We start from the raw sequence: 20,685 nt of genomic DNA, 5'->3' as shown, positions 1-20,685 counted from the left end.
GATGTTAAAATATTTTAAAGATACTTTCACCAATTATGAAAATGCAGATATTTTGCAAACCATTTCTTTGCTTTTATTTGTGATCTTCTTTTTGGCCTTGATGTACTTTATTTGGAACCGACCAAAAGATTATTACAAAGAAGATTCTGAATTGCCTTTGGACAAAGACGATCAAAAATAGATGAATTCGATTTAATTCGATTGAAATAAAAAATTAAGACTAATGAAACAACGCACGCCAGGTAGAATTTTTATCCCGATTATCATGGTTTCCATCATCGCAATCGTCATGATGGTTACACCGATTGGATTTGATAGAAGTACAGGTTTTTGGGGCTTTTTTAGCAATACTTGGAACCATTTTGTGGAAACCTTTTCAAACGGAATGGCTATTGGGATCATTTTGATCGCTTTCATCATGCTTCTGATCGTGAATGCGATTAATAAAGTAGTTGAAAGTCAAAAATTCAAAAAATTATCTGCTGAACAACAAGAGCAGTACGTGGTGATGTCCAAACAAAATTATTTCAAACGATTGATCAGCAGTGGTAGAGAACGTCAATCAGACGAAGAAGAACAAGCCATTATTCTAGATCATGGGTTTGATGGAATCAAAGAGTTGGACAACGCACTTCCACAGTGGTGGTTGGCGATGTTTTATATGGGAATCGTTTTTATGGTGGTCTATGTTTTGGCCTATAGTTTTACTGATTTTGCGCACCCTGAAGTTGAGTATGAAGAATTCAACACCAAAGAGCAAGCAAGAGTGGATAAATGGATTTTGGAAAACGATATTACCATAGAGGGTGCTAAAAATAAATATTTAGACGCTCAAGCTATCGAAGAAGGAAAGAAAACTTTCGAGCAAATTTGTGCAACTTGTCATACCGCAAACGGTGGTGGTGGAATTGGTCCCAATTTAACAGATGACTATTGGGTAAACAAAACACAAGACAGTTTGTTCTATAATATTTACGATATCGTCTATAATGGTAGCCCGAACAATGCACAGATGAGAGCATTTGGTAAAAGAGGTGAGCTTACTGGTTTGGCGATTGAAAAGGTAGCTTCTTATGTTTATCATATGAATCAAGAAGAAGCAGATGTTACTGAAAATGAAGGTGGAGCAGCTCCACAAGGAGATTTAATTTCAGAATGGGCAAAAAGCGGTGCAACGGCTTCGGCTTCTACAGAACCATCTACGGATGAGGGTGCAACAACAAAAAATACAGAAACTTCACCTAAAGATTCTGCCCAATAAATATTCCCATTTTTTTGACTTTAGAAATGGGATCGAAAAATGAATATGGACGATTCTCAAATCAAAGATCAGGATTTAGCAAAACTTTCTGAAGAGGAAGAAGCTTTTAGATCCAGCATTGGTACAATGGATAGTAAAGGAAAACGCCAATGGGTGTTTCCTAAAAAACCTTCCGGAAAATTTACAAAGTATAGAACTTGGGTAAGCTACTTTTTGTTGGCCATTTTGGTAATTGCTCCTTTTGTGAAGCTTCCAAATGGTAACCCGTTATTTATGTTCAATATTCCGAAAGGACAATTCATCATTTTTGGTTTTCCATTTTTCACTTCGGATTTCTTCCTTTTGGCGATTGGGATGATTGCAACGATTGTATTTATCGTTTTATTTACCGTGGTTTATGGTCGAATTTTCTGCGGATGGATTTGTCCACAAACCATTTTCATGGAACACGTCTTTCGCCGAATTGAATATTGGATAGAAGGAGATCGTCCTAAGCAAATGAAACTCGCCAAACAAGAATGGGACGAAGAAAAAATCAGAAAAAGATTATTAAAATGGACCATTTTTTCTTTGATTTCTTTTTTGATTGCCAATGTATTTCTCGCCTATGTCATCGGGTCTGATGAATTATTGGAATTGGTAAAAGAAGGACCCAATAAAAACTGGAGTACGTTCATCGGGTTAATAGTTTTTACCGGATTGTTCTATTTTATTTTTGCCTGGTTCAGAGAACAAGTTTGTACATTGGTTTGCCCTTATGGTCGACTACAAGGCGTATTGATTGATAAGAAAACCATCATAGTAGCCTATGATTTTAAACGAGGAGAATCCACAGCCGGTCGTTCGAAATTCAGAAAAGGAGAAGATAGAAAGGCGGCAGGAAAAGGAGACTGTATCGATTGTAAACAATGTGTGGTAGTTTGTCCTACCGGAATTGACATCCGGAACGGAACGCAATTGGAATGTGTCAATTGTACTGCCTGTATCGATGCTTGTGATGAAGTGATGGAAAAAGTGAATTTGCCGAAAGGTTTGATCCGCTATGCTTCTGAAGAAAACATCGAAACCGGACAGAAATTTAAATTTACCGGACGCATGATTGCCTATACCTTGGTGTTGATAGCGATGGTCGTAGCAATCAATTCATTTTTATTTAGTCGAAATGATGTCGAAGTGAAATTTTTACATGTTCCGGGGAAAAATTACAAAATAGAAGGAGAAAGCATTTCCAATGTTTACGAATATACAATGTACAATAAAACTAATGGTGACTTAAGGGTGAAGTTTGGATTAAAATCACATGATGACGGTAAAATCCGTGTTTTAGACGGACCTTCCACCATTGTTTTAACCAAAGGAAATGTCCAGCAAGGAGTAGTGGAAGTACGTATCCCGATGGCGGATGTAAGCTCCTATAAAGAACCTGTTACGATGGTGGCTTTAGACGAAAATGGAAAAGAATTGGATGAATATTTAACGAGTTTCTCAGCACCTTATTGATATGGCGAAATTTAAATTTACTTGGGCGCACGGCCTGATGATCGCATTGGGGAGTTTTATGATATTCATACTGTCTCTTATATTTTTTGCTGGAAATATGGGCGAAATGGTCGAAGAAAATTATTACGAGAAAACTGTTCATTACCAAGACGAAATTGATGCCGCCCAACGCGTCAAAACCCTTGATAAAAAACCGGAAATCATAGAACAAGCCAACGGATTTCTCATTCGTTTCTACGACCAACCCGAATCAGGTGAAATTTGGTTTTTGCGTTCCAATAACAGCGATGAGGATGTCAAACAATCGTTAAAATTGAATACCAGAAAGGAACAATTGGTGCATGCGCTCGATTTAAAAAATGGCGAATACGAAGTTTCCATCCGCTGGAAACAAAACGGTCAGAATTATTTGCTCAAACAAACGGTGAATTGGAAAGCTCCTTCCTCATAATTGCACTTCTTTTAGGACTCGCTTCCAGTTTACATTGTGTAGGGATGTGCGGGCCGATTGCATTTTCCATAGGATTAAATCCCGAAAATAAATTGGATTTTACATTGCGAAATTTTACGTACCAATTCGGGCGTGTAACTACATATACAATTCTGGGTTCCATTTTAGGAATCATTGGATATAGCGTTTCCTTTGCCGGACTGCAAAATCCATTGAGCATAGGAGTTGGAATTTTGATGATTTTAATTGCGCTATTACCCAAAAATTTAGGAGCGGAAAATCTCGGGATGAAACCCTTTGCCCGCATCATGTACCAAATCAAATCAGGTTTGGGGAAATTTCTGAGAAGAAAAAATTATTCGTCACTTTACATCACCGGACTTTTAAATGGATTGTTACCTTGTGGTGCGGTTTATGCTGCGCTTACCGGTTCTATGGCGATGGGAGGAATCTGGGAAGGCGCTTTGTTTATGACTTTTTTTGGGTTAGGGACGATTCCTTTGATGTTTGCTTCTGTACTTGCAGGAAATGTAGTCAGTCTCCAAATCCGACAAAAAATCCTAAAATTTCTACCTTATTTGATGGTGTTGCTTGGGATTCTTTTTATCCTCAGAGGTTTAAATCTTGATATTCCGTATGTTTCTCCGGCATTGGAAAGTTTGGAAATCAATGGAGAGAACCATAGCCATTAGGACGATTCAGTTCTCTAACTAAAAATGATAGCGCAAATTTACCATTCGCGCTATCACTAAAAATTCTTGAAGGATCAAATTAAAACTTTACAAAGTCTTCTTTTAGATCAACTTCTATCAAATTTGTTCCATCATAAAAATACACTTCAGCATTTTTATGAATCCCACTTAAAATAAATTTGCTTCTTGATTTTTTGTAGCATTCAAACGCACTTAATTCGCCGCCGTTCATTCTGAAATCCGCTTTAGCTCCAGAATTTCTTTGGTCATTTTCACCACCTGCGCGTCTTCCTTCAATTTCGCCATCAGCATTTCTTCCATCGACATCACCACCGGAATTTCTTTTGTTAGAATCGCCGCCTTGATTTCGCTCTCCAGATTCTCCACCTTGGTTTCGGTTGCCAGATTCTCCAGCAAAATTTCTGCCTTCACCTTCGCCAGAAAAACCCCTTTCATCTGATTCACCACCTTGGTTTCTCCCGTCTATGTCGCCTCCACTGTTTCGGTCGCTACTATCACCAGAGAAATTTCGGTTATCACCATCTCCTCCAAGGTTTCGACCTTCATTGTCACCACTTAACTTTCGGCAAGCAACACATTCACAAGGAATCAGATAGATATAGTCTTCAACGACCAATATGGATTGATTGTATTGCTGGTATAAATCTCGTAATTGTTCTTTGTCTTCAAATTTTATCCCTGTTTTTTCAAGGTATAACAGGTTTTGCGCCCAAGAAAATTGAGCCGTGAAAAAAACGAATACAAAAAGGCCTAAACTTTTCATTCGATTAAATTAAAAAGGAACATCACTCAACCACAAAATCCAAGTTTTTGCATTTAATTTTCCACAATCATAGTATTCATATAAAACAGAAACTTGACCATTCAATGCTTGGTGAACATACTCTTCAGGGATGGCAATTTGATAGCTTCTAGTTGCCGTGTTTTCGCATCCGTCAATTGCTGGATTTAGCATTAAAACACCAAATAATTCTTTGTTTAAATACGGGGTTTTTACCTTTACCTTTTTTGCGTTGAACCGCATGGCAAAATCATATTGACTTGTAATTCTATTGTTGATGTCTTCCATGTCATCTACGCCAGAAACCGTGCTTTGAAAAGGTGGACTCCAACTGTTTTCGCTGGTCAAATAAAATGATCCATCATCTGCTGTAATTTCTACGCCCGGTGTAGTGATATTTCCATAATTAATCGGTGTAAAATTTGTCCCACAAGAAAAGAATACAGTTAGTATGAATCCTCCGATGATCAATTTTGTGAAAGCTTTAATTCTAAATTCTGCTTTACTGTAGTTGAAATTTTTCATTTTGAGTTGTTTTTAAATTAAGTATTTATTTTTTAGTTAGAATGGGACATCGCTCATCCAGAGCACCCAAGTTTTCAGTGGGAAATTGGCACACTCATAATATTCATAAAGAACAGAAACTTGTCCATTCATGGCTTGGTGCACATATTCTTCAGGTATCGTAATTTGGTAACTTCTCGTAACGGGTAACTTGCATTTTTCCATTACTTTGTTAAATAAAATGACACCATACAATTCTTTTTCAGAATAAGGTGTTTTGATGCGAACTTTTTTTGCACTTAATTTTTCAATCGCATAGTCATATTGGCTGGCAATATCCTTGTTGATTTCAAGATAATGCATTTGTAAAACATCATATTGATCCAACGCATAAAATGGTGGATCCCAAGTCTCTTCGCTTTTTAGTTCAAAAGAGCCGTCTTCCGCCTTGATCGTGACATCGGGAGTAGCAATTTTCCCAAATTTTACCTGCGTTAACTTTGTTCCACAGGAAGCCAATAGAAAACTGAAAATCAATATACCAAAAAAAGACTTCTTTTTAATCGTAAAAATTTTTTGATTCATTTCGGGGGATGTTGAAGTTATTTTTTGGCCAATTTATTTATTCTCAGTTATTCATAAAATACCCTATCCTAGGTAAATTTAAAAACCCGAAAGCAGAGTTAAACCTGCATTTTCGGGTTTTGAATAACTAAAGTCTTTTATTTAAAGGCTAAAATTTAATGTTTTGATTCTTATTTCTAAAACCTAAATTTTCCATTCCTTCGGAATCTCACAAACTGGAATCGGAACCATTTTATGTAAATTGGCGCGATGGCGTTTTTCATAAATTTCCATCACTTCACGCTCACGACCGGAAAAATCTTTTGAAATCTGCCCTTTTTCCACCGCTTTCATCGCCCATTCAAGTTCGTCATAATTTGCACCGATTTGGTCTTCGTCCGTCCGGTTGTCTCCAAATAAACCATCGGTTGGAGCTGCTTTTTGAATTTCTTGATTGATGCCGAGAAATTCGGCGATTTTATAAACTTCCGATTTCATCAAATCTGCAATGGGGCTGATGTCCACGCCGCCATCACCATATTTGGTAAAAAATCCTACACCGAAATCTTCCACTTTATTACCTGTTCCGGCGACGATATAACCATGGAGTCCGGCATAATAATAAAGCGAAGTCATCCGCAGACGCGCTCGCGAATTGGCAAGTGAAAGGTTGTAGCTGTATTCGTTTTCAGATTTTTCCACTTCCTTTACAAATTCATCATAAACTGGGGTAAGATGAACGGTTTTCCCTTCTATTCGTTCAAAATTCTTTTTCAGCCATTCGATATGGTTCCAAGCCCGGGAAACTTGATTTTCTGCCTGATGAATCGGCATGTCCAAACATAAAACCGGGAAGCCTGTCCTGGCGCAGAGTGTAGAAGTTACGGCAGAATCGATTCCGCCTGAAATTCCGATGACAAATCCTTTTTGTTTTGAATTTTTTAAATAATCAGTCAACCAATTGACAATGTGATTTACAATTTTTTCCGTCTGCATTATATGTTTAAATTTGTGGCTTGATTTCTCAAAGATAAGAATTAGTTCAACTTCTTAACCTTTGCGAAATATTAAAATTCAACGAAATGAAAACAATAAATTGGTTATTGATTTTGATGGTTTTTCTAGTTGTTTCCTGTGGAAATGAAAACCGATGGGATGTGGAATTACCAAAAGAAAAAGTCGAATTGAAATTTACAGACATCAGCAAAGATTTTTTTGATCAAAAGGTTAATTTAAATGTCCTGCAGTCCAAATATCCTTTCTTTTTTGACAATTCTGTAGAAAATGCAGTTTGGGAAGAACAGCGAAAAGATACTACGGAATTGGCAGTATTTGATTCGGTTCAAAAAACATTTGCAAAGTCAAATTATCAAGACGAATTAGAAAGTTTATTTGCCTATTACAAACATTATTTCCCTGAAGAAATGCTGCCACAGATTTATACCTATTCTTCAGGATTGCAAAGTATTTACGAGCCGGTGATTTATGGAAGGAAAGAGGGAATGTTGTTCATCGCATTGGATGGGTTTTTGGGGAGCAACAGTAGTTGGTACCAGAAAGAAAGGGTTTATCCATATGTAGCGAAAAATATGAATCCGGAAGACATAGCACCATCAGTTGTAAAAGCGATTGGTCGTGAAATCATTCCATTTGATCCGAGGAAACAAACTTTTGTAGATATGATGGTGGATGAAGGGAAAAAATTGATTTTGGCTGATGCGCTTTTACCCAAATCTGCTGACGAATTGAAAATTGGTTATACAAAAGAACAATTGGAATGGGCGATAGGGAATGAAGGTGATATTTGGAATTATTTCGTCGAACAAAGCCTGATTTTTTCCAACGATAAATCCTACAGAGAGCGATTTTTGCAACCGGGTCCATTCTCCAAATTTTTAAATGAAATTGAAACCGAATCTCCCGGAAGAATCGGTGCTTGGGTCGGCTGGCAGATTTGCCGAAAATATTTGGATGAAAACCCTGAAATTACTTTGAAAGAATTCCTTCAAAAAGACACACAAGAGATCTTTAAAGCTTCCAAATACAAACCCAAAAAAGGAGAAGGGAATTATGCTCCAAAAGAAAGCACTTCAAATGATGAATTGGAAAAATACGAGAATTAATAAAAATTGAAAATGAAAAAAACACAAATCATAGTAGATGTAGAGTTGGATGAAAACCATGTGCCGGAAAAAATGACATGGCATGCAACAGATGGTGGAATAGACCATCAAGAAACAAAAGCCGCAATGATTTCGGTTTGGGATGATAAGGAGAAAGAAGCATTGCGCATCGATCTATGGACCAAAGAAATGCCGATGGATGACATGAAACGGTTTTACCACCAGATTTTCATTTCCATGGCCAACTCTTACCAACGGGCGACCAGTGAGGATGAAGTAGCTGGTGCGATCATCGAATTTGCAGAGAATTTTGCGCACCAAGCCGGAATCAAAAGTCATAAATAACATCGTTCGATTTAAGTCATTTTTGAATTGTGACAAAAAGTTTAATAAGACATCATAAAAATCTTAATAAATTGAATTATAGATAAATATGAATTTTGACCAATTCATGTCTACCTTAAATCTTAATGTTTTTATATTGAACTTAGGTTAAATAAAAAAAATCGTTTCAGCTTTTGCAACTGAAACGATTTTTAATCTAAAGAATTCCTCGAGGCTTGCCTCGAGGTTTCCGCTGAAATTGTCATCCCGAACTTGTTTCGGGCTCTAAATCTATTTTATTTTACAATTGAGGCCCTGCAGGAACTAGTCTTTCTCCTTCAGGATTATCACAATATTGTTTAAAGTTTTCAATGTATTTTGCACCTAAATCTTTGGCTTTAGTTTCCCATTCCGCTGCATGACCATAAGTATCTCTTGGGTCTAAAATGCCTTCTGATACGTTTGGAAGTTTGGTAGGGATTTCCAAATTTAATACCGGAATTTTCGTTTTTGGAGCAGCGTCAATTGAACCATCGATGATAGCATCAATGATAGCTCGGGTATCTTTTAACGAAATCCTTTTTCCGGTACCATTCCAACCTGTGTTGACCAAATAAGCTTTGGCGTTATGTTCTTTCATTTTGCTGATGAGCGTTTTAGAATACATCGTCGGATGAAGCGTCAAAAATGCTTCACCAAATGCCGGTGAAAAGGATGGTTGAGGTGCTGTGATTCCTCGTTCTGTTCCAGCCAATTTAGACGTGTATCCACATAAAAAATGATACTGAGCCTGATCATCGCTTAAGATCGAAACCGGAGGCAAAACGCCAAACGCATCAGCAGAAAGGTAGATAATTTTTTTAGCATGTCCGGCCTTGGAAGGAAGGACAATTTTGTTGATATGATAAATCGGATAAGAAACACGGGTGTTTTCAGTAATAGAACCGTCTGTAAAATCAATTTCGCCATTGTCTTTTACCATAACATTCTCTAGCAAAGCATCTCTTTTGATAGCGCGATAGATGTCTGGCTCTTTTTCTTCGCTTAAATCGATCACTTTTGCATAACATCCGCCTTCGAAATTAAATACACCTTCATCATCCCAACCATGCTCATCATCTCCGATCAAATAGCGTTTAGGGTCAGCAGAAAGCGTAGTCTTACCGGTTCCTGAAAGACCGAAAAACAAGGCAACGTCACCTTCTTCTCCCACGTTTGCGGAACAATGCATAGAAGCAATTCCTCTGAGTGGAAGATAATAATTCATGATGGCAAACATTCCTTTTTTCATTTCACCACCATACCAAGTTCCACCGATGATCTGGATTTTTTCTGTCAAATTGAACATGACAAAATTTTCAGAATGTAGTCCTTGACTTTCCCAATCTGGATTGGTAGTTTTAGAGCCATTCATGATGATAAAATCCGGTGTTCCGAAATTTTCCAATTCATAATTGGATGGGCGGATGAACATGTTGGTTACAAAATGAGCTTGCCATGCTACCTCCATGATGAACCTAACTTTCAATCGGGTATCAGGGTTGGTTCCACAAAAAGCATCTACAACGTATAATTTGTCGGATTTGGCCAATTGATCTACTACCAAATTTTTACAATGTGAAAAAATTTCCGGCGTAGTGGGTAAGTTTACTTTTCCATCCCAGTTAATGGTATCTTTTGTGATCTCATCTTGGACGATGTACCTATCTTTGGGAGATCTACCTGTAAAAACGCCTGTTTTTACATTCACGGCTCCCAATTCAGAAACAATTCCTTTTTCGAATCCAGTGTTTTTTTCGGACATTTCGGCTTTGAAAAGCTCTTCGAAAGTCGGGTTATAAACGACTTCATGATCTCCTTTAATGCCAAGTTCATGAAGTTCCCGGATTACATTGCTGTTTTTCATAGCTATTTGTTTGTTTTTAAGTTTGCGTTTCGACACCAAAATTAGAAAATTAGTGGTTTCTAGAATTGGTAAAAATAATGATATTCATCAGATAATTATAACCTCTTTTGATTTATTGTGAAGAATATTCGATTTGTTAAGAAGTTATTTTTATGTAAGTTGGGGTTTTAAATCAATAAATACCAAATGATTAGTTTGATATGATAGAACAGTTCATTATGTTTGCATTATAATTTTTCAAAACTTTATGTAAAGTTTTTTATTTTTGCCAAATCAAAAAACAATTAAAACAATAATTATGTCTGACATTACATCAAGAGTAAAAGCGATCATCGTTGATAAATTAGGCGTTGATGAGAGTGAAGTAACTTTAGAAGCAAGCTTTACTAATGATTTAGGAGCTGATTCTTTGGATACAGTAGAATTAATCATGGAATTTGAAAAAGAATTTGACATTCAAATCCCAGACGACCAAGCAGAGAAAATTTCAACAGTTGGACAAGCCGTTCAATATATTGAAGATTTAAATAAATAATTCCTTCATCCTTTTTCCAATTGTATGGAATTAAAAAGAGTTGTAGTAACAGGTATAGGTGCGCTCACACCCATTGGAAATAACTTTCAGGAGTACTGGAATGCATTGACCAATGGCGTAAGTGGAGCAGCACCCATTACCCTGTTCGATGCCCAAATGTTTAAAACCCAATTTGCTTGTGAGGTGAAAAACTTCAATGCAGAGGATCATTTTGATCGCAAAGAAGCGAGAAAGATGGACCGGTGTGGTCAATTGGGGATAGTGGCAGCCCGTGAAGCGGTTGCCCATAGTGGAATCCTTGAATCCAATGTCAACAAACAACGCGTTGGTGTGATTTGGGGATCCGGAATAGGTGGGATCAAAACTTTTGAAGAAGAGGTTTCCAATTATGCAACCGGAAACGGTACGCCTCGATTCAATCCTTTTTTTATTCCTAAAATGATTGCAGATATTACGCCAGGTCATATTTCTATGGAATATGGATTTATGGGACCTAATTATACGACAGTATCGGCTTGTGCTTCTTCTACCAATGCTTTTATTGACGCTTTGATGCTCATCCGACTTGGAAAAGCAGATGTCATCGTCAGTGGCGGTTCTGAAGCGGCTGTTACAGCAGCGAGTATAGGCGGGTTTAATGCGATGCATGCTCTATCTGTTAGAAATGACGACCCAAAAACAGCTTCTCGTCCTTTTGATAAAGACCGTGATGGTTTTGTTATGGGAGAAGGAAGTGGCGTTGTGATTTTGGAAGAGTACGAACATGCAAAGGCAAGAGGAGCCAAGATTTATGCAGAATTTATAGGTGGTGGAATGTCTGCCGACGCTCACCATTTAACTGCTCCACATCCGGAAGGATTGGGTGCTTATAATGTGATGAAAAATGCACTTGAAGATGCCCAAATCGGTTTGGAAGAAGTGGATCATATCAACATGCATGGAACATCAACTCCACTGGGTGATATTGCCGAATCAAAAGCCATTCAAAAATTATTTGGAGAAAAGGCCTATAATATTCAGATCAATTCTACTAAATCGATGACCGGTCACCTACTTGGTGCTGCCGGAGCAATAGAAGCATTGTCAGTAGTTGGCGCTATTATGCATGATATAGTCCCACCTACCATCAATCATTTTACAGATGATGAAAATTTAGACCCGAAATTGGATTTTACATTTAATCAAGCTGTTACAAGGGAGGTAAATGTGGCGATGAGTAATACGTTTGGTTTTGGAGGTCATAATGCTTGCGTTGTGTTTAGAAAAATCTAAATCAGATTATGCTGTTTTGGGATAAATTCAAAAGAAATTTTTCGAAAAAGAACGATCGCAAGTATACAGCAGAAGATCCTGAACTTGAAAGATTTCTGACCAAAATTCTCGGTTTCAAACCCCTCAATTTGGCAATTTACAAAAAAGCATTTGTTCATCGATCCGCCCAAGTGAAAGACGAAAATGGAAACGATGTCAACTTTGAACGACTCGAATTTCTAGGTGACGCAGTACTTGGATTGATTATATCAGTCTTTATTTTTGAAAAAGCACCCGATAAACAAGAAGGTTATTTGACAAAAATGCGATCCAAAATTGTTTCGCGAAGCCAATTAAACGGCGTAGGAAAACAGATGCAACTTGTCAAAAGACTTCATCCGGCAGGGAATCCTAATTTAGGTGAAGATATAAATGGTGATTTGGTAGAAGCCCTGATCGGTGCTGTTTATTTGGACAAGGGTTTTGATACCACTGCCAAATTCATTTTTACCAAAATCATCGACAAACATTTCGATATGGAAAAACTGGAAAAAACCATTTCCAGCTACAAAAGTCTGATTCTCGAATGGGGGCAAAAAACAAAAAACAAATTGAGTTTCAATACATTTGAAGAAGACAACGCCGAGGATTTAATCGTTTTTGTTTCGGTGGTTAGGCTAAATGAAAAAGTAATTTCAAAAGGGAGGGGGACTTCAAAAAAACGAGCAGAAGAAAATGCTTCAAAAAGAGCCTACTATTTTCTGCAAAATAAAATGGAAAACGCGGTTTAAATGGCCATTAAAACTCTATTATTGGACGAAGCTGAATTCATCGATTTTCAGCTCTACGGACTGGTGTCCGCTTATGCCGACCCAGCGCAAATGGTCTATCACATCAATAGAAGTTTTGAAACCCAATTTATCAGATGTGCAGATTTGGATGTGGTGATTGAAAACCAAATCACCTATTTCCCTGTGTTTGAATGGGAAAATTTGGAAACCGGAACATATTATCATATCATTAAAAATGCATCTTATTCCTTGAATTCTACCGATAATTTCGGAAATTTGTCCACGTTATTTGATGTGACGCCTGTTCTGATCCAAGCCTATAAACAATATAATTTTTTACTGAAAGTTAGCGGTGATTCTTCTGAAGAATTGCCTTTTGATGAAAATAATTTCATACAATTGATCAGCGAATTGGAAACCGACGGTATAAAAACCATTAATAGATTAATTTTTTAACCTAAAAAATACTTAAAATGCAATATTACAATCCAAAATATCTAAAGAAGACGAAAATAGTAGCCACCCTTGGGCCTGCTACAGATGGTGAAGAAAGACTTCGCGAAATGATGGACAAAGGAGTAGATGTTTTTCGGATTAATTTTTCGCATGCCGATTATGAGATCGTTGAGCGCAACATCCAACTCATCCTTAAGTTAAATGAAAAATACGGATATAACACGGCGATTTTGGCCGATTTACAAGGACCAAAACTTAGAATCGGTGTGATGGAAGAAGGAGTGATCCTTTCTGCGGGTGATATTTTTACGTTTACCAATGAAAAAATGATCGGAAATAAAGAAAGGGCTTACATGACCTATCAAAAATTTCCAACCGATGTAAAAGTTGGTGAAAATATTTTAATTGATGATGGGAAATTGGTGCTTCGCGTGATAGAAACCAATAAAAAAGACGAAGTAAAAGCAGAAGTGATCCAAGGAGGTCCGCTTTCTTCAAAAAAAGGCGTGAATTTGCCCAACACCAAAGTTTCGCTTCCCGCATTGACTGAAAAAGATATTGAAGATGCGAAATTCGCCATCAGTAAAGGTGTGGATTGGATTGCACTTTCTTTTGTGAGAACGGCTCAGGACGTGATGGATTTAAAAGAATTAATCGACTCCGAGGCTGATTATAAAATTCCGATCATCGCAAAAATTGAAAAACCGGAAGCCCTTGAAAATATTGACGAAATCATTCAAGTTGTAGATGGTTTGATGGTAGCTCGCGGAGATTTAGGAGTGGAGATGCCGATGGAAGTTGTGCCTCAAAACCAAAAAATGCTCATCGCAAAAGCCAAGTTGCGTAGAATTCCGGTCATCGTTGCAACACAGATGATGGAAAGCATGATCACCAGTTTGACACCAACTCGTGCTGAAGTAAACGATGTGGCCAATGCTGTTTTTGATGGTGCAGATGCCGTGATGTTGAGCGGAGAAACCTCCGTAGGAAAATATCCGGTGCAGGTAATTGAAACCATGACCAAAATCCTCCAACGTGTAGAAGATTCGGAATTGATCAATGTTCCAACCTTAAAACCCAACAATAAAAACGATCGATTTGTTACCAAAATCATTTGCTATAACGCATCTGAAATGGTCAAATTAACCGGTGCAAAGGCGATTTCAACTTTGACTTATTCGGGTTATACCGCATTTCAAATTTCTTCTTACCGTCCGATTGCTTATATTTTGGTTTACACGCCTAATAAACACATCGTGAGGAGGTTAAATCTCCTTTGGGGCGTGAAAGCCATGTACTATAATCCGGTCAATAAAAGTACAGATGAAACCGTCATTGACGTCAATCGATTGGCTATGGAATTTGGCTATGTAGAGTTAGGTGATTATGTCATCAATCTAAATGCCATGCCGGTTTTTGAAAAAGGAATGACCAATACCGTTCGATTGACAACGGTTTAAAAATTATAATAAATCAAATTAACTTTGGTTCAATTCTAGATTGTGCCAAAGTTTTTTGTTTCAATAGGAAAAATTAAATTTGCAGTTCTAAATTACCGATTCAAATGATTGATCAAATCAAAAAACACATAGAAGAAGCCAAAGTCTTTTCACCCAAAACCCCTGCCGAATTGGAAGCTTTTCGTATCCAATATTTAGGAAAAAAAGGAATTTTAAATGATTTGTTTGTGGCATTTAAATCGGTGCCAAATGAAGAAAAAAAGGATTTTGGTCAAATCTTAAATGAGTTGAAAACGATTGTAAATGATAAAGTTACTTCTTATAAAGCGGCTTTTGAAAATACCAATACAACCCAATCAGAAACGGATTTGACCCGTCCAGGCGAGCCATTTGAATTGGGATCTCGGCATCCGATCAATAGTGTGAAAAATAGAATCGTAGAGATCTTTTCCCGTATCGGTTTTACGCTTTCTGACGGTCCTGAAATCGAAGATGATTGGCATAATTTTACCGCCTTAAATCTTCCGGAATACCATCCGGCGAGAGATATGCAGGATACGTTTTTCATCGAACAATCACCGGACGTAGTTTTGCGCACGCATACTTCTTCGGTTCAGATTCGGTACATGGAAAACAACGAACCACCCATCCGAATTTTATCACCGGGACGTGTGTACCGTAACGAAGCAATTTCCGCTCGTTCACACATGATGTTTCACCAAATCGAAGGTTTGTACATCGACAAAGACGTTTCCTTTGCCGATTTGCGCCAAACTTTGAGTTATTTTACGGAAGCACTTTTTGGGAAATCCAAAATCCGTTTGCGACCATCTTATTTTCCATTTACGGAACCGAGTGCGGAAGTGGATGTGTATTGGGGATTGGAAACCGAAACCGATTACCGCATGACCAAAGGAACCGGTTGGCTGGAAATCATGGGTTGCGGAATGGTCGATCCAAATGTATTGAAAAACGTCAATATCGATCCGGAAGAATACACCGGATTTGCCTTCGGAATGGGAATTGAAAGAATCGCTTTGTTGTTGTACCAAATCGGTGACATCCGCATGTATACGGAAAATGACATCCGATTTTTGGAACAGTTTAAATCGGAGTTGTTTTAATCTATAAATTCCTTGATGCTTTGCGTCGGGTTTTGCTATTGACCCTTAAGTCAAAGGGGATCGAGCGAAATCTGTAGGTGCGAAGTATATTTCTATGGTTCTGTTTTGGTGATAGTTCATCTCAAGAAATTTTTTATTCTCAATTCTAATAATTACACCTAAAATTTCGATAACGTTCTAAATATTTGGTGTGGATGAAAAAGATGAATTAACTTAATCATTCCAACTTCCTATAGAAATAAAGCTCATGGCCGGGAAACAATTCCGGATGGAAAATCGCAGCCAAATCTTTTAAAATCCAGTCCGGACGTACAGTCCCCATTTCGAAATAATCGTTGGCGCCAGTCTGAGATTTTCTATTGCTCCAATTGTAAATTTCTCCTGATTTGAAGGCCGAAAACCATGCGTAATTTGGGTAGCTGGCCAATAGCTCAGCTTTTGAGTCGAAATCGCCAGCATTGACCCATATATCAGCATCATGCGCTTTTTCAAAAACTGTTTCAAACGAAAGGTTGAGCGTTCTTGAGCTTTCGTCAGATTCCCAAATATATTTCCCACCGGCATCTTTTATAAGATTGGCTTGATAACTTTTTCCACCTGCCAAATACCAAATATCACCATACATTTGATTGGACAATATTTTTGGAGCATTTTTTTTCTGTTTTCCAATCGTATTTTGGATTTCCATATAATTACGTTCAACTTCTTGAAACAATTGATTGGCTTCTTTTTCTTTACCAAATAACTTCCCGAAAACTTTCAGGTATTCGGCTTTTCCGATTGGACTTTCTTCTAAATATTCGTCGATGTAAATGATTTTAATTCCTTCGGATTCTAATTGAGCATGGAATTTTGCGAGATTTGGATTGGAAGTAGAAATGAAAATATCGGGTTTGTTCATCAATATCTTTTCAATATCCAACTCATTAAAATTCCCAATGATTTCAATTTTTTTTTGTTGGATCAATGATTGTATTTTTTCATTATAAATATAGTCCGGTTCACTGACACCTTTGATTTTTTCAGCCAATCCGAGTACGTCCATATAGGAATTGACAGCCGCCGGAACTACCATTGCAGTAGCAATTGGTAAGTCTTCTGTGTCAAAAATCGTGGTTTTTCCACCCGATTTTATTTGAATTTCCCCATTTTTTTCCTCAATTGATATTTGAGTCGAAAATTTTAATTCAGTTCCAACTGTTTCATTGATAACCTTTTTGGGTTGGTTGCATCCAACGAGAAATAAAGTCGAAATCCAAAAAATATGCAAATATTTCATGATTGCAATTTAAGGAATTTGGTGAAAAAAGAAAGAATGTGTATATTTGCAATCCAATTTTAAGGCCTCGTGGCGCAACTGAATAGCGCATCTGATTACGGCTCAGAAGGTTACAGGTTTGAATCCTGTCGAGGTCACCACTTTTAAAACGCTTGATTTTATCGAGCGTTTTTTTATTTTGAATTTCTATGATAAAAAAGAAACGCCGAAGACATGCTCCGACGTTTCAGCATATAATGAGGGGAAATTATTTTTTGATGATTTTAATTGTGGTGATTTCCGAGGTGTTTTCTTGTGTCAATAATCCGATGTAAATTCCCTTGTTCAATGAACTTAGGTCGATTTTTTGGTTGATAAATTTTCCTTTTTTTACCATTCTTCCTTGTACATCGTAGATTTCGATTTGAAAATCTGCCTCTGATGAAATATTCAAAATGTCTTTAACCGGATTGGGGAAAAATTGGATTTCTTCCTCAGTGAACGTTTTTGAATTACTTAGTTTGTCAAATTTGAAGTAGTCTTGCCCTACCGTTCCATCATACCGGACTTCATCTTTAGCGCAGCGAACGTTAAGCCCGAAAGCCGGAGAAATATTGCCCGTCGCAATGACCTTTTGATCAGAGCCAGATACTTTACCTATGGACATGGCAAGTGCCAAACCTTTTAATTGTTGGGTGTGCGCAGCCGTCCATACGCCTGTTATGGATTGTGAAATGTTATTTCCACCTATAGAATTCGGGGAGAATTTACCGATGATCCCTGTCGTTGGGAAATGTCCGATCGAATAATCTTCATCTGCAAAAAACCAACCGATGGATTGATTGTCATATTGGAAATACTGACCGCCATAATGACTGTTTAAGAATTGAGGATTTCCCTGTAATGAACCCAATTTTTTTCCATTGTACCAAGGTGAACTTCCTCTTCCGTTTTCATAAACTTTAAATGTGTCTGGGACTCGCCATCCGGCAGGACAAGGGTCATAAATGGATTTTCCTTCTCCATGCCCCCATCTGTCCGCTTTTAAATTCAATTCCCCTGAAATCCAGTCTGTTGGGTTGGTGGTTCCTTTGTGTAAAAAGGTAAAAGGATGGTTGACCGAATATTGGATGATTTTGTCGGCTTCAGTATATTTGGTGTCACCACTGACCAATCCTGAAGCCATTCTATAGCTGGAGTAAACTTCAGTAAATTGTTCGAGATAATTCAATTGATTCAATGAAGAGAAATTTGGCGTTCCATTGGATTGAATGGATTCGCCTACAAATACTTCATAAGATTCGCCCCCGACCAATTGGAAAGAAGGAATCGGATCTTTTCTGCCCCACTGGTAATGAAGTCCTCCTGAATGTTTTACTTGATTTTGCAGTTCTTGTGAATTTGGATTGGATATAATTTCGAATGGGAGATCATGGATGGCTCCCAAATTTCTGTCCATAAAAGTCGTGGTCAACACCGGATTTTCATTTCCGGTTGCATGGACAAAATGATGGGTAGCACTTAGTTCGTTTTGGTTGACATAAGTGATTTCTTGAATTTCATCTGCAACCGACCATAAATGCCAACTCCAATAAACCGGATTGGAAATTGAGCCATTATGAAGTGAAATGACCGCATTTCCTTTTTGTCCTGACTCCAATTGAACGCGTATGAAGTCATTTCTATGATCACCACTTGAATTGACGATTTGGATGGTTTGCACCAAATCAGCATTGTCTGTCCAATAAACATTGGCTACCAATTGATCATTTGGAAGGGTATCTTCTTCCGGAAACAATTGTTCATAAGAAGAAAAAGCTTTGTTTACCGGAATCAGAATTTCCGTTTCTCCATTGATGATATAGCTGTTCGGATTATGCAATCCATCCGTAAAATAAGTTTTAGTTGCCGGAATATATTCGGTTTCAAAATTTCCTATAATGGACAAATTTGGGTCTTCCATACATCGGATAGGCATGGCTTCCATACTGGTAGAAGTTTGGTTGACCATGATTTGATTCAATCCAAACACCCCAATGTCAGGTCTTTGAGGGTCGCTAACCAAACGCATGTATCTCGCGCCTCCCAGACTATAAGTCGCCGTCCAAAAAGCTGCAATAGCATTTTCATCTTGGTAAACAACTCTTGGGTATCCATTGTTAGTATAGGCTACATAATATCCGGTCATAGGGATGACGCCGATATCCCGAGAGTTTCCACCGGTATCAGTAGAACCGGTAAAATCCATCCCCAAACCGCTGTGGATTTTAACATCCAATGCAGATATGTTGCGAGAAGTAGGGAGAAAATCACTTCTTGACGGATTTGTATCATCATTTCCACCGCTGTTTTTTCTTCCCCAAGGCGCATGTCTGTTGTTGGTAGTGGTTCGTCCCATATAAGATGGAATTCGCCATCCGTTTGGACAAGGGTCGTAAGGCGATTTGTTTTCGTAAGAGCGGCTGTCATTTTTTTTATCGGAATCGCTACTGTCAGCATTGGAATTACCGCCACGGTAATTATCACCCCATAAATCCCAAGTGATGATGTTGGCAGGATCAGAATGGTTTACTTTATACTGTTCAGACGAAAACCAAGTTCCGGTATCATTGTTTAACAAATAAACCAATGGGTTTTTTACAGAAAGACGCAAGTTTTGGGTGATGTTTTCAAAGGGTCGTATGTATTCAGGAAGTTTGGTGCTTCTAGAGCCTTCTTCACGGTTACGGACGATGCCGATCAATCCGCTGATTTCATAAAAAGTATAATCTTTATGAACCAAAGGTGGGATTGGATCTTTGCGTCCCCATTGGTACATGAGTCCGGCGGTTTTGTGCCAATTGTCTCCATTGATTTCATTGTGAACAGCACCAAGGTTTCGGTCCATATATTTAGCCTCAAAAAGATTTCCGGCTTTGTCCGTCTCGATTCCTTGACTGTAAACCACTCCATTTGAAGGATCGTCTGTTACCCAAACGTGCCAACTCCAAACAACCGGATCTTTCGAATTTCCATTTGAGCCTAAATGCAAAGAAATCAATGCATTTCCTTCCCCTTTTTTCGGATTCACTTTGACGATGATTTTCGAATTCTCAATTTCAGTTGCGGTTTCAATTTCGACTTTTTGAATAAGACCCGGAACGTCTTCCCAATAGGCATAAGCAGAGAGGGTACGATTGGTGTTGAGGGGTTGATTAAGGAACCAGTCTGTGCTTTCCCAAACAGCAAATGCTTTGGTAACAGGAATTTTCAATCCTGCATACTGATTGTTTTCGGCTAGTTCCGGGTCATAAATATAGCTATTAGGTGCTCTTAAGTAAGCTTGATTGAATTGAAAATTTTGCGTAAGTTGGGTCTGAATTTCTTCATTTGAAATCTCCTGTACAGACTTTTCAAAAGAATTTTTGAGATAATCATTCTCTACCTCAGCAGTGAAATCCTGCGCACAAACATTTAGATAACCAAATCCAAATAAAAGGGTTGAAGCAATAAATCGAAGGCACTTCATATTCCTGTCTTTTAAAATTAATTCAATAAAAATGGGTCTTCTCGGACAAAAAGACTTAGGAATAATTAGGTAATAATCTATTTAGGAATAGGAAATTAGATGATGCGAAACTAATCATTTTTTTTATTTCCTAAACCGTTAAATAGGTTTTTTTTGAAATGAAATTCCTTGGTCC

20 protein-coding genes and 1 tRNA gene are annotated in these 20,685 nt (G+C 37.8%); 14 read left to right on the top strand and 7 right to left on the bottom strand.

Annotated features, from left to right (window positions below):
- Position 1 precedes the first annotated feature (1 nt).
- Genes HU137_RS02665 through HU137_RS02645 form a run of 5 tightly spaced genes read left to right on the top strand, consistent with a single transcriptional unit; the run spans position 2 to position 3,904 of the window.
- Positions 2-181, top strand: coding sequence for a cbb3-type cytochrome c oxidase subunit 3 (locus HU137_RS02665; protein WP_182042258.1), 180 nt, complete (start codon positions 2-4; stop codon positions 179-181).
- A gap of 42 nt (positions 182-223) precedes the next feature.
- Complete coding sequence (locus HU137_RS02660; protein ID WP_182042257.1) at positions 224-1,261, top strand: cbb3-type cytochrome c oxidase N-terminal domain-containing protein; 1,038 nt, start codon at positions 224-226, stop codon at positions 1,259-1,261.
- Between the two features lie 39 nt (positions 1,262-1,300).
- Positions 1,301-2,761 carry a cytochrome c oxidase accessory protein CcoG gene (ccoG, locus tag HU137_RS02655; RefSeq protein WP_394367597.1) on the top strand — a complete coding sequence of 487 codons (1,461 nt, stop codon included), beginning with the start codon at positions 1,301-1,303 and terminating at the stop codon, positions 2,759-2,761.
- 1 nt (position 2,762) lies between these two features.
- Entirely contained in the window at positions 2,763-3,212 is a 450-nt protein-coding gene (locus tag HU137_RS02650) for a FixH family protein (RefSeq protein ID WP_182042256.1), read from the top strand.
- Positions 3,191-3,904 carry a sulfite exporter TauE/SafE family protein gene (locus HU137_RS02645; RefSeq protein WP_182042255.1) on the top strand — a complete coding sequence of 238 codons (714 nt, stop codon included), beginning with the start codon at positions 3,191-3,193 and terminating at the stop codon, positions 3,902-3,904. The genes HU137_RS02650 and HU137_RS02645 overlap by 22 nt, the downstream gene beginning before the upstream one ends.
- Positions 3,905-3,983: 79 nt before the next feature.
- Here HU137_RS02645 and HU137_RS02640 read toward each other — a convergent pair whose 3' ends face one another.
- From HU137_RS02640 to nadE, 4 genes are all read right to left on the bottom strand, one after another.
- Positions 3,984-4,688, bottom strand: a complete 705-nt coding sequence (locus HU137_RS02640) for a hypothetical protein (protein ID WP_182042254.1) — start codon at positions 4,686-4,688, stop codon at positions 3,984-3,986.
- 9 nt (positions 4,689-4,697) lie between these two features.
- Entirely contained in the window at positions 4,698-5,231 is a 534-nt protein-coding gene (locus HU137_RS02635) for a hypothetical protein (protein ID WP_182042253.1), read from the bottom strand.
- Between the two features lie 36 nt (positions 5,232-5,267).
- A complete protein-coding gene (locus HU137_RS02630) occupies positions 5,268-5,795 on the bottom strand; it encodes a hypothetical protein (RefSeq protein ID WP_182042252.1) in 528 nt (175 codons plus the stop codon).
- A 183-nt stretch (positions 5,796-5,978) separates the two neighbouring features.
- A complete protein-coding gene (gene nadE, locus HU137_RS02625; protein WP_182042251.1) occupies positions 5,979-6,770 on the bottom strand; it encodes an NAD(+) synthase in 792 nt (263 codons plus the stop codon).
- A gap of 86 nt (positions 6,771-6,856) precedes the next feature.
- Here nadE and gldB point away from each other — a divergent pair, with 86 nt between their 5' ends.
- Both gldB and gldC read left to right on the top strand, forming a co-directional pair.
- Positions 6,857-7,897 (top strand): gliding motility lipoprotein GldB, encoded by a 1,041-nt coding sequence (gene gldB, locus HU137_RS02620; RefSeq protein ID WP_182042250.1) that lies wholly within the window; start codon positions 6,857-6,859, stop codon positions 7,895-7,897.
- A 12-nt stretch (positions 7,898-7,909) separates the two neighbouring features.
- The gene (gene gldC / locus HU137_RS02615; protein WP_182042249.1) at positions 7,910-8,242 is read left to right on the top strand and encodes a gliding motility protein GldC; all 333 of its coding nucleotides are present in this window, start codon (positions 7,910-7,912) and stop codon (positions 8,240-8,242) included.
- Positions 8,243-8,522: 280 nt separating this feature from the next.
- Here gldC and pckA read toward each other — a convergent pair whose 3' ends face one another.
- Positions 8,523-10,127, bottom strand: coding sequence for a phosphoenolpyruvate carboxykinase (ATP) (gene pckA, locus HU137_RS02610; protein WP_182042248.1), 1,605 nt, complete (start codon positions 10,125-10,127; stop codon positions 8,523-8,525).
- A 298-nt stretch (positions 10,128-10,425) separates the two neighbouring features.
- Between pckA and HU137_RS02605 the strand changes: the two genes are divergently transcribed.
- From HU137_RS02605 to pheS, 6 genes are all read left to right on the top strand, one after another.
- Entirely contained in the window at positions 10,426-10,662 is a 237-nt protein-coding gene (locus HU137_RS02605; protein ID WP_182042247.1) for an acyl carrier protein, read from the top strand.
- A gap of 24 nt (positions 10,663-10,686) precedes the next feature.
- Positions 10,687-11,934 (top strand): beta-ketoacyl-ACP synthase II, encoded by a 1,248-nt coding sequence (gene fabF, locus HU137_RS02600; RefSeq protein WP_182042246.1) that lies wholly within the window; start codon positions 10,687-10,689, stop codon positions 11,932-11,934.
- An 8-nt stretch (positions 11,935-11,942) separates the two neighbouring features.
- Positions 11,943-12,704 carry a ribonuclease III gene (rnc, locus tag HU137_RS02595; RefSeq protein ID WP_182042245.1) on the top strand — a complete coding sequence of 254 codons (762 nt, stop codon included), beginning with the start codon at positions 11,943-11,945 and terminating at the stop codon, positions 12,702-12,704.
- Positions 12,705-13,160 (top strand): IPExxxVDY family protein, encoded by a 456-nt coding sequence (locus HU137_RS02590; RefSeq protein ID WP_182042244.1) that lies wholly within the window; start codon positions 12,705-12,707, stop codon positions 13,158-13,160.
- Between the two features lie 17 nt (positions 13,161-13,177).
- A complete protein-coding gene (gene pyk, locus HU137_RS02585) occupies positions 13,178-14,620 on the top strand; it encodes a pyruvate kinase (RefSeq protein WP_182042243.1) in 1,443 nt (480 codons plus the stop codon).
- Positions 14,621-14,724: 104 nt separating this feature from the next.
- Positions 14,725-15,744: a phenylalanine--tRNA ligase subunit alpha gene (gene pheS / locus HU137_RS02580; protein WP_182042242.1), complete on the top strand. Its 1,020-nt coding sequence runs from the start codon at positions 14,725-14,727 to the stop codon at positions 15,742-15,744.
- 217 nt (positions 15,745-15,961) lie between these two features.
- Here the strand turns inward: pheS and HU137_RS02575 are convergent, their stop codons facing one another.
- Positions 15,962-17,023: an ABC transporter substrate-binding protein gene (locus HU137_RS02575; protein ID WP_182042241.1), complete on the bottom strand. Its 1,062-nt coding sequence runs from the start codon at positions 17,021-17,023 to the stop codon at positions 15,962-15,964.
- 63 nt (positions 17,024-17,086) lie between these two features.
- On the opposite strand from HU137_RS02575, the gene HU137_RS02570 reads away from it, so the two are divergent.
- Positions 17,087-17,163: transfer RNA gene (locus HU137_RS02570), tRNA-Arg, on the top strand.
- Between the two features lie 107 nt (positions 17,164-17,270).
- Here the strand turns inward: HU137_RS02570 and HU137_RS02565 are convergent.
- Positions 17,271-20,510 (bottom strand): T9SS type A sorting domain-containing protein, encoded by a 3,240-nt coding sequence (locus tag HU137_RS02565; RefSeq protein WP_182042240.1) that lies wholly within the window; start codon positions 20,508-20,510, stop codon positions 17,271-17,273.
- Between the last annotated feature and the right edge of the window lie 175 nt (positions 20,511-20,685).

The sequence above is a fragment of the Moheibacter lacus genome (assembly GCF_014042165.1).
Classification (GTDB): domain Bacteria; phylum Bacteroidota; class Bacteroidia; order Flavobacteriales; family Weeksellaceae; genus Moheibacter; species Moheibacter lacus.
This window is presented reverse-complemented; position numbering and strand designations above follow the sequence as displayed.

Bases quoted from the DNA above. Each gene is read 5' to 3' on its own strand.
- pyk (WP_182042243.1), top strand. From the start codon at position 13,178: ATGCAATATTACAATCCAAAATATCTAAAGAAGACGAAAATAGTAGCC.
- HU137_RS02660 (WP_182042257.1), top strand. From the start codon at position 224: ATGAAACAACGCACGCCAGGTAGAATTTTTATCCCGATTATCATGGTT.
- HU137_RS02650 (WP_182042256.1), top strand. From the start codon at position 2,763: ATGGCGAAATTTAAATTTACTTGGGCGCACGGCCTGATGATCGCATTG.
- HU137_RS02665 (WP_182042258.1), top strand. From the start codon at position 2: ATGTTAAAATATTTTAAAGATACTTTCACCAATTATGAAAATGCAGAT.
- nadE (WP_182042251.1), bottom strand. From the start codon at position 6,770: ATGCAGACGGAAAAAATTGTAAATCACATTGTCAATTGGTTGACTGAT.
- HU137_RS02605 (WP_182042247.1), top strand. From the start codon at position 10,426: ATGTCTGACATTACATCAAGAGTAAAAGCGATCATCGTTGATAAATTA.
- HU137_RS02565 (WP_182042240.1), bottom strand. From the start codon at position 20,510: ATGAAGTGCCTTCGATTTATTGCTTCAACCCTTTTATTTGGATTTGGT.
- HU137_RS02640 (WP_182042254.1), bottom strand. From the start codon at position 4,688: ATGAAAAGTTTAGGCCTTTTTGTATTCGTTTTTTTCACGGCTCAATTT.
- gldC (WP_182042249.1), top strand. From the start codon at position 7,910: ATGAAAAAAACACAAATCATAGTAGATGTAGAGTTGGATGAAAACCAT.
- pheS (WP_182042242.1), top strand. From the start codon at position 14,725: ATGATTGATCAAATCAAAAAACACATAGAAGAAGCCAAAGTCTTTTCA.
- fabF (WP_182042246.1), top strand. From the start codon at position 10,687: ATGGAATTAAAAAGAGTTGTAGTAACAGGTATAGGTGCGCTCACACCC.
- rnc (WP_182042245.1), top strand. From the start codon at position 11,943: ATGCTGTTTTGGGATAAATTCAAAAGAAATTTTTCGAAAAAGAACGAT.
- HU137_RS02575 (WP_182042241.1), bottom strand. From the start codon at position 17,023: ATGAAATATTTGCATATTTTTTGGATTTCGACTTTATTTCTCGTTGGA.
- HU137_RS02635 (WP_182042253.1), bottom strand. From the start codon at position 5,231: ATGAAAAATTTCAACTACAGTAAAGCAGAATTTAGAATTAAAGCTTTC.
- gldB (WP_182042250.1), top strand. From the start codon at position 6,857: ATGAAAACAATAAATTGGTTATTGATTTTGATGGTTTTTCTAGTTGTT.
- HU137_RS02630 (WP_182042252.1), bottom strand. From the start codon at position 5,795: ATGAATCAAAAAATTTTTACGATTAAAAAGAAGTCTTTTTTTGGTATA.
- ccoG (WP_394367597.1), top strand. From the start codon at position 1,301: ATGAATATGGACGATTCTCAAATCAAAGATCAGGATTTAGCAAAACTT.
- pckA (WP_182042248.1), bottom strand. From the start codon at position 10,127: ATGAAAAACAGCAATGTAATCCGGGAACTTCATGAACTTGGCATTAAA.
- HU137_RS02590 (WP_182042244.1), top strand. From the start codon at position 12,705: ATGGCCATTAAAACTCTATTATTGGACGAAGCTGAATTCATCGATTTT.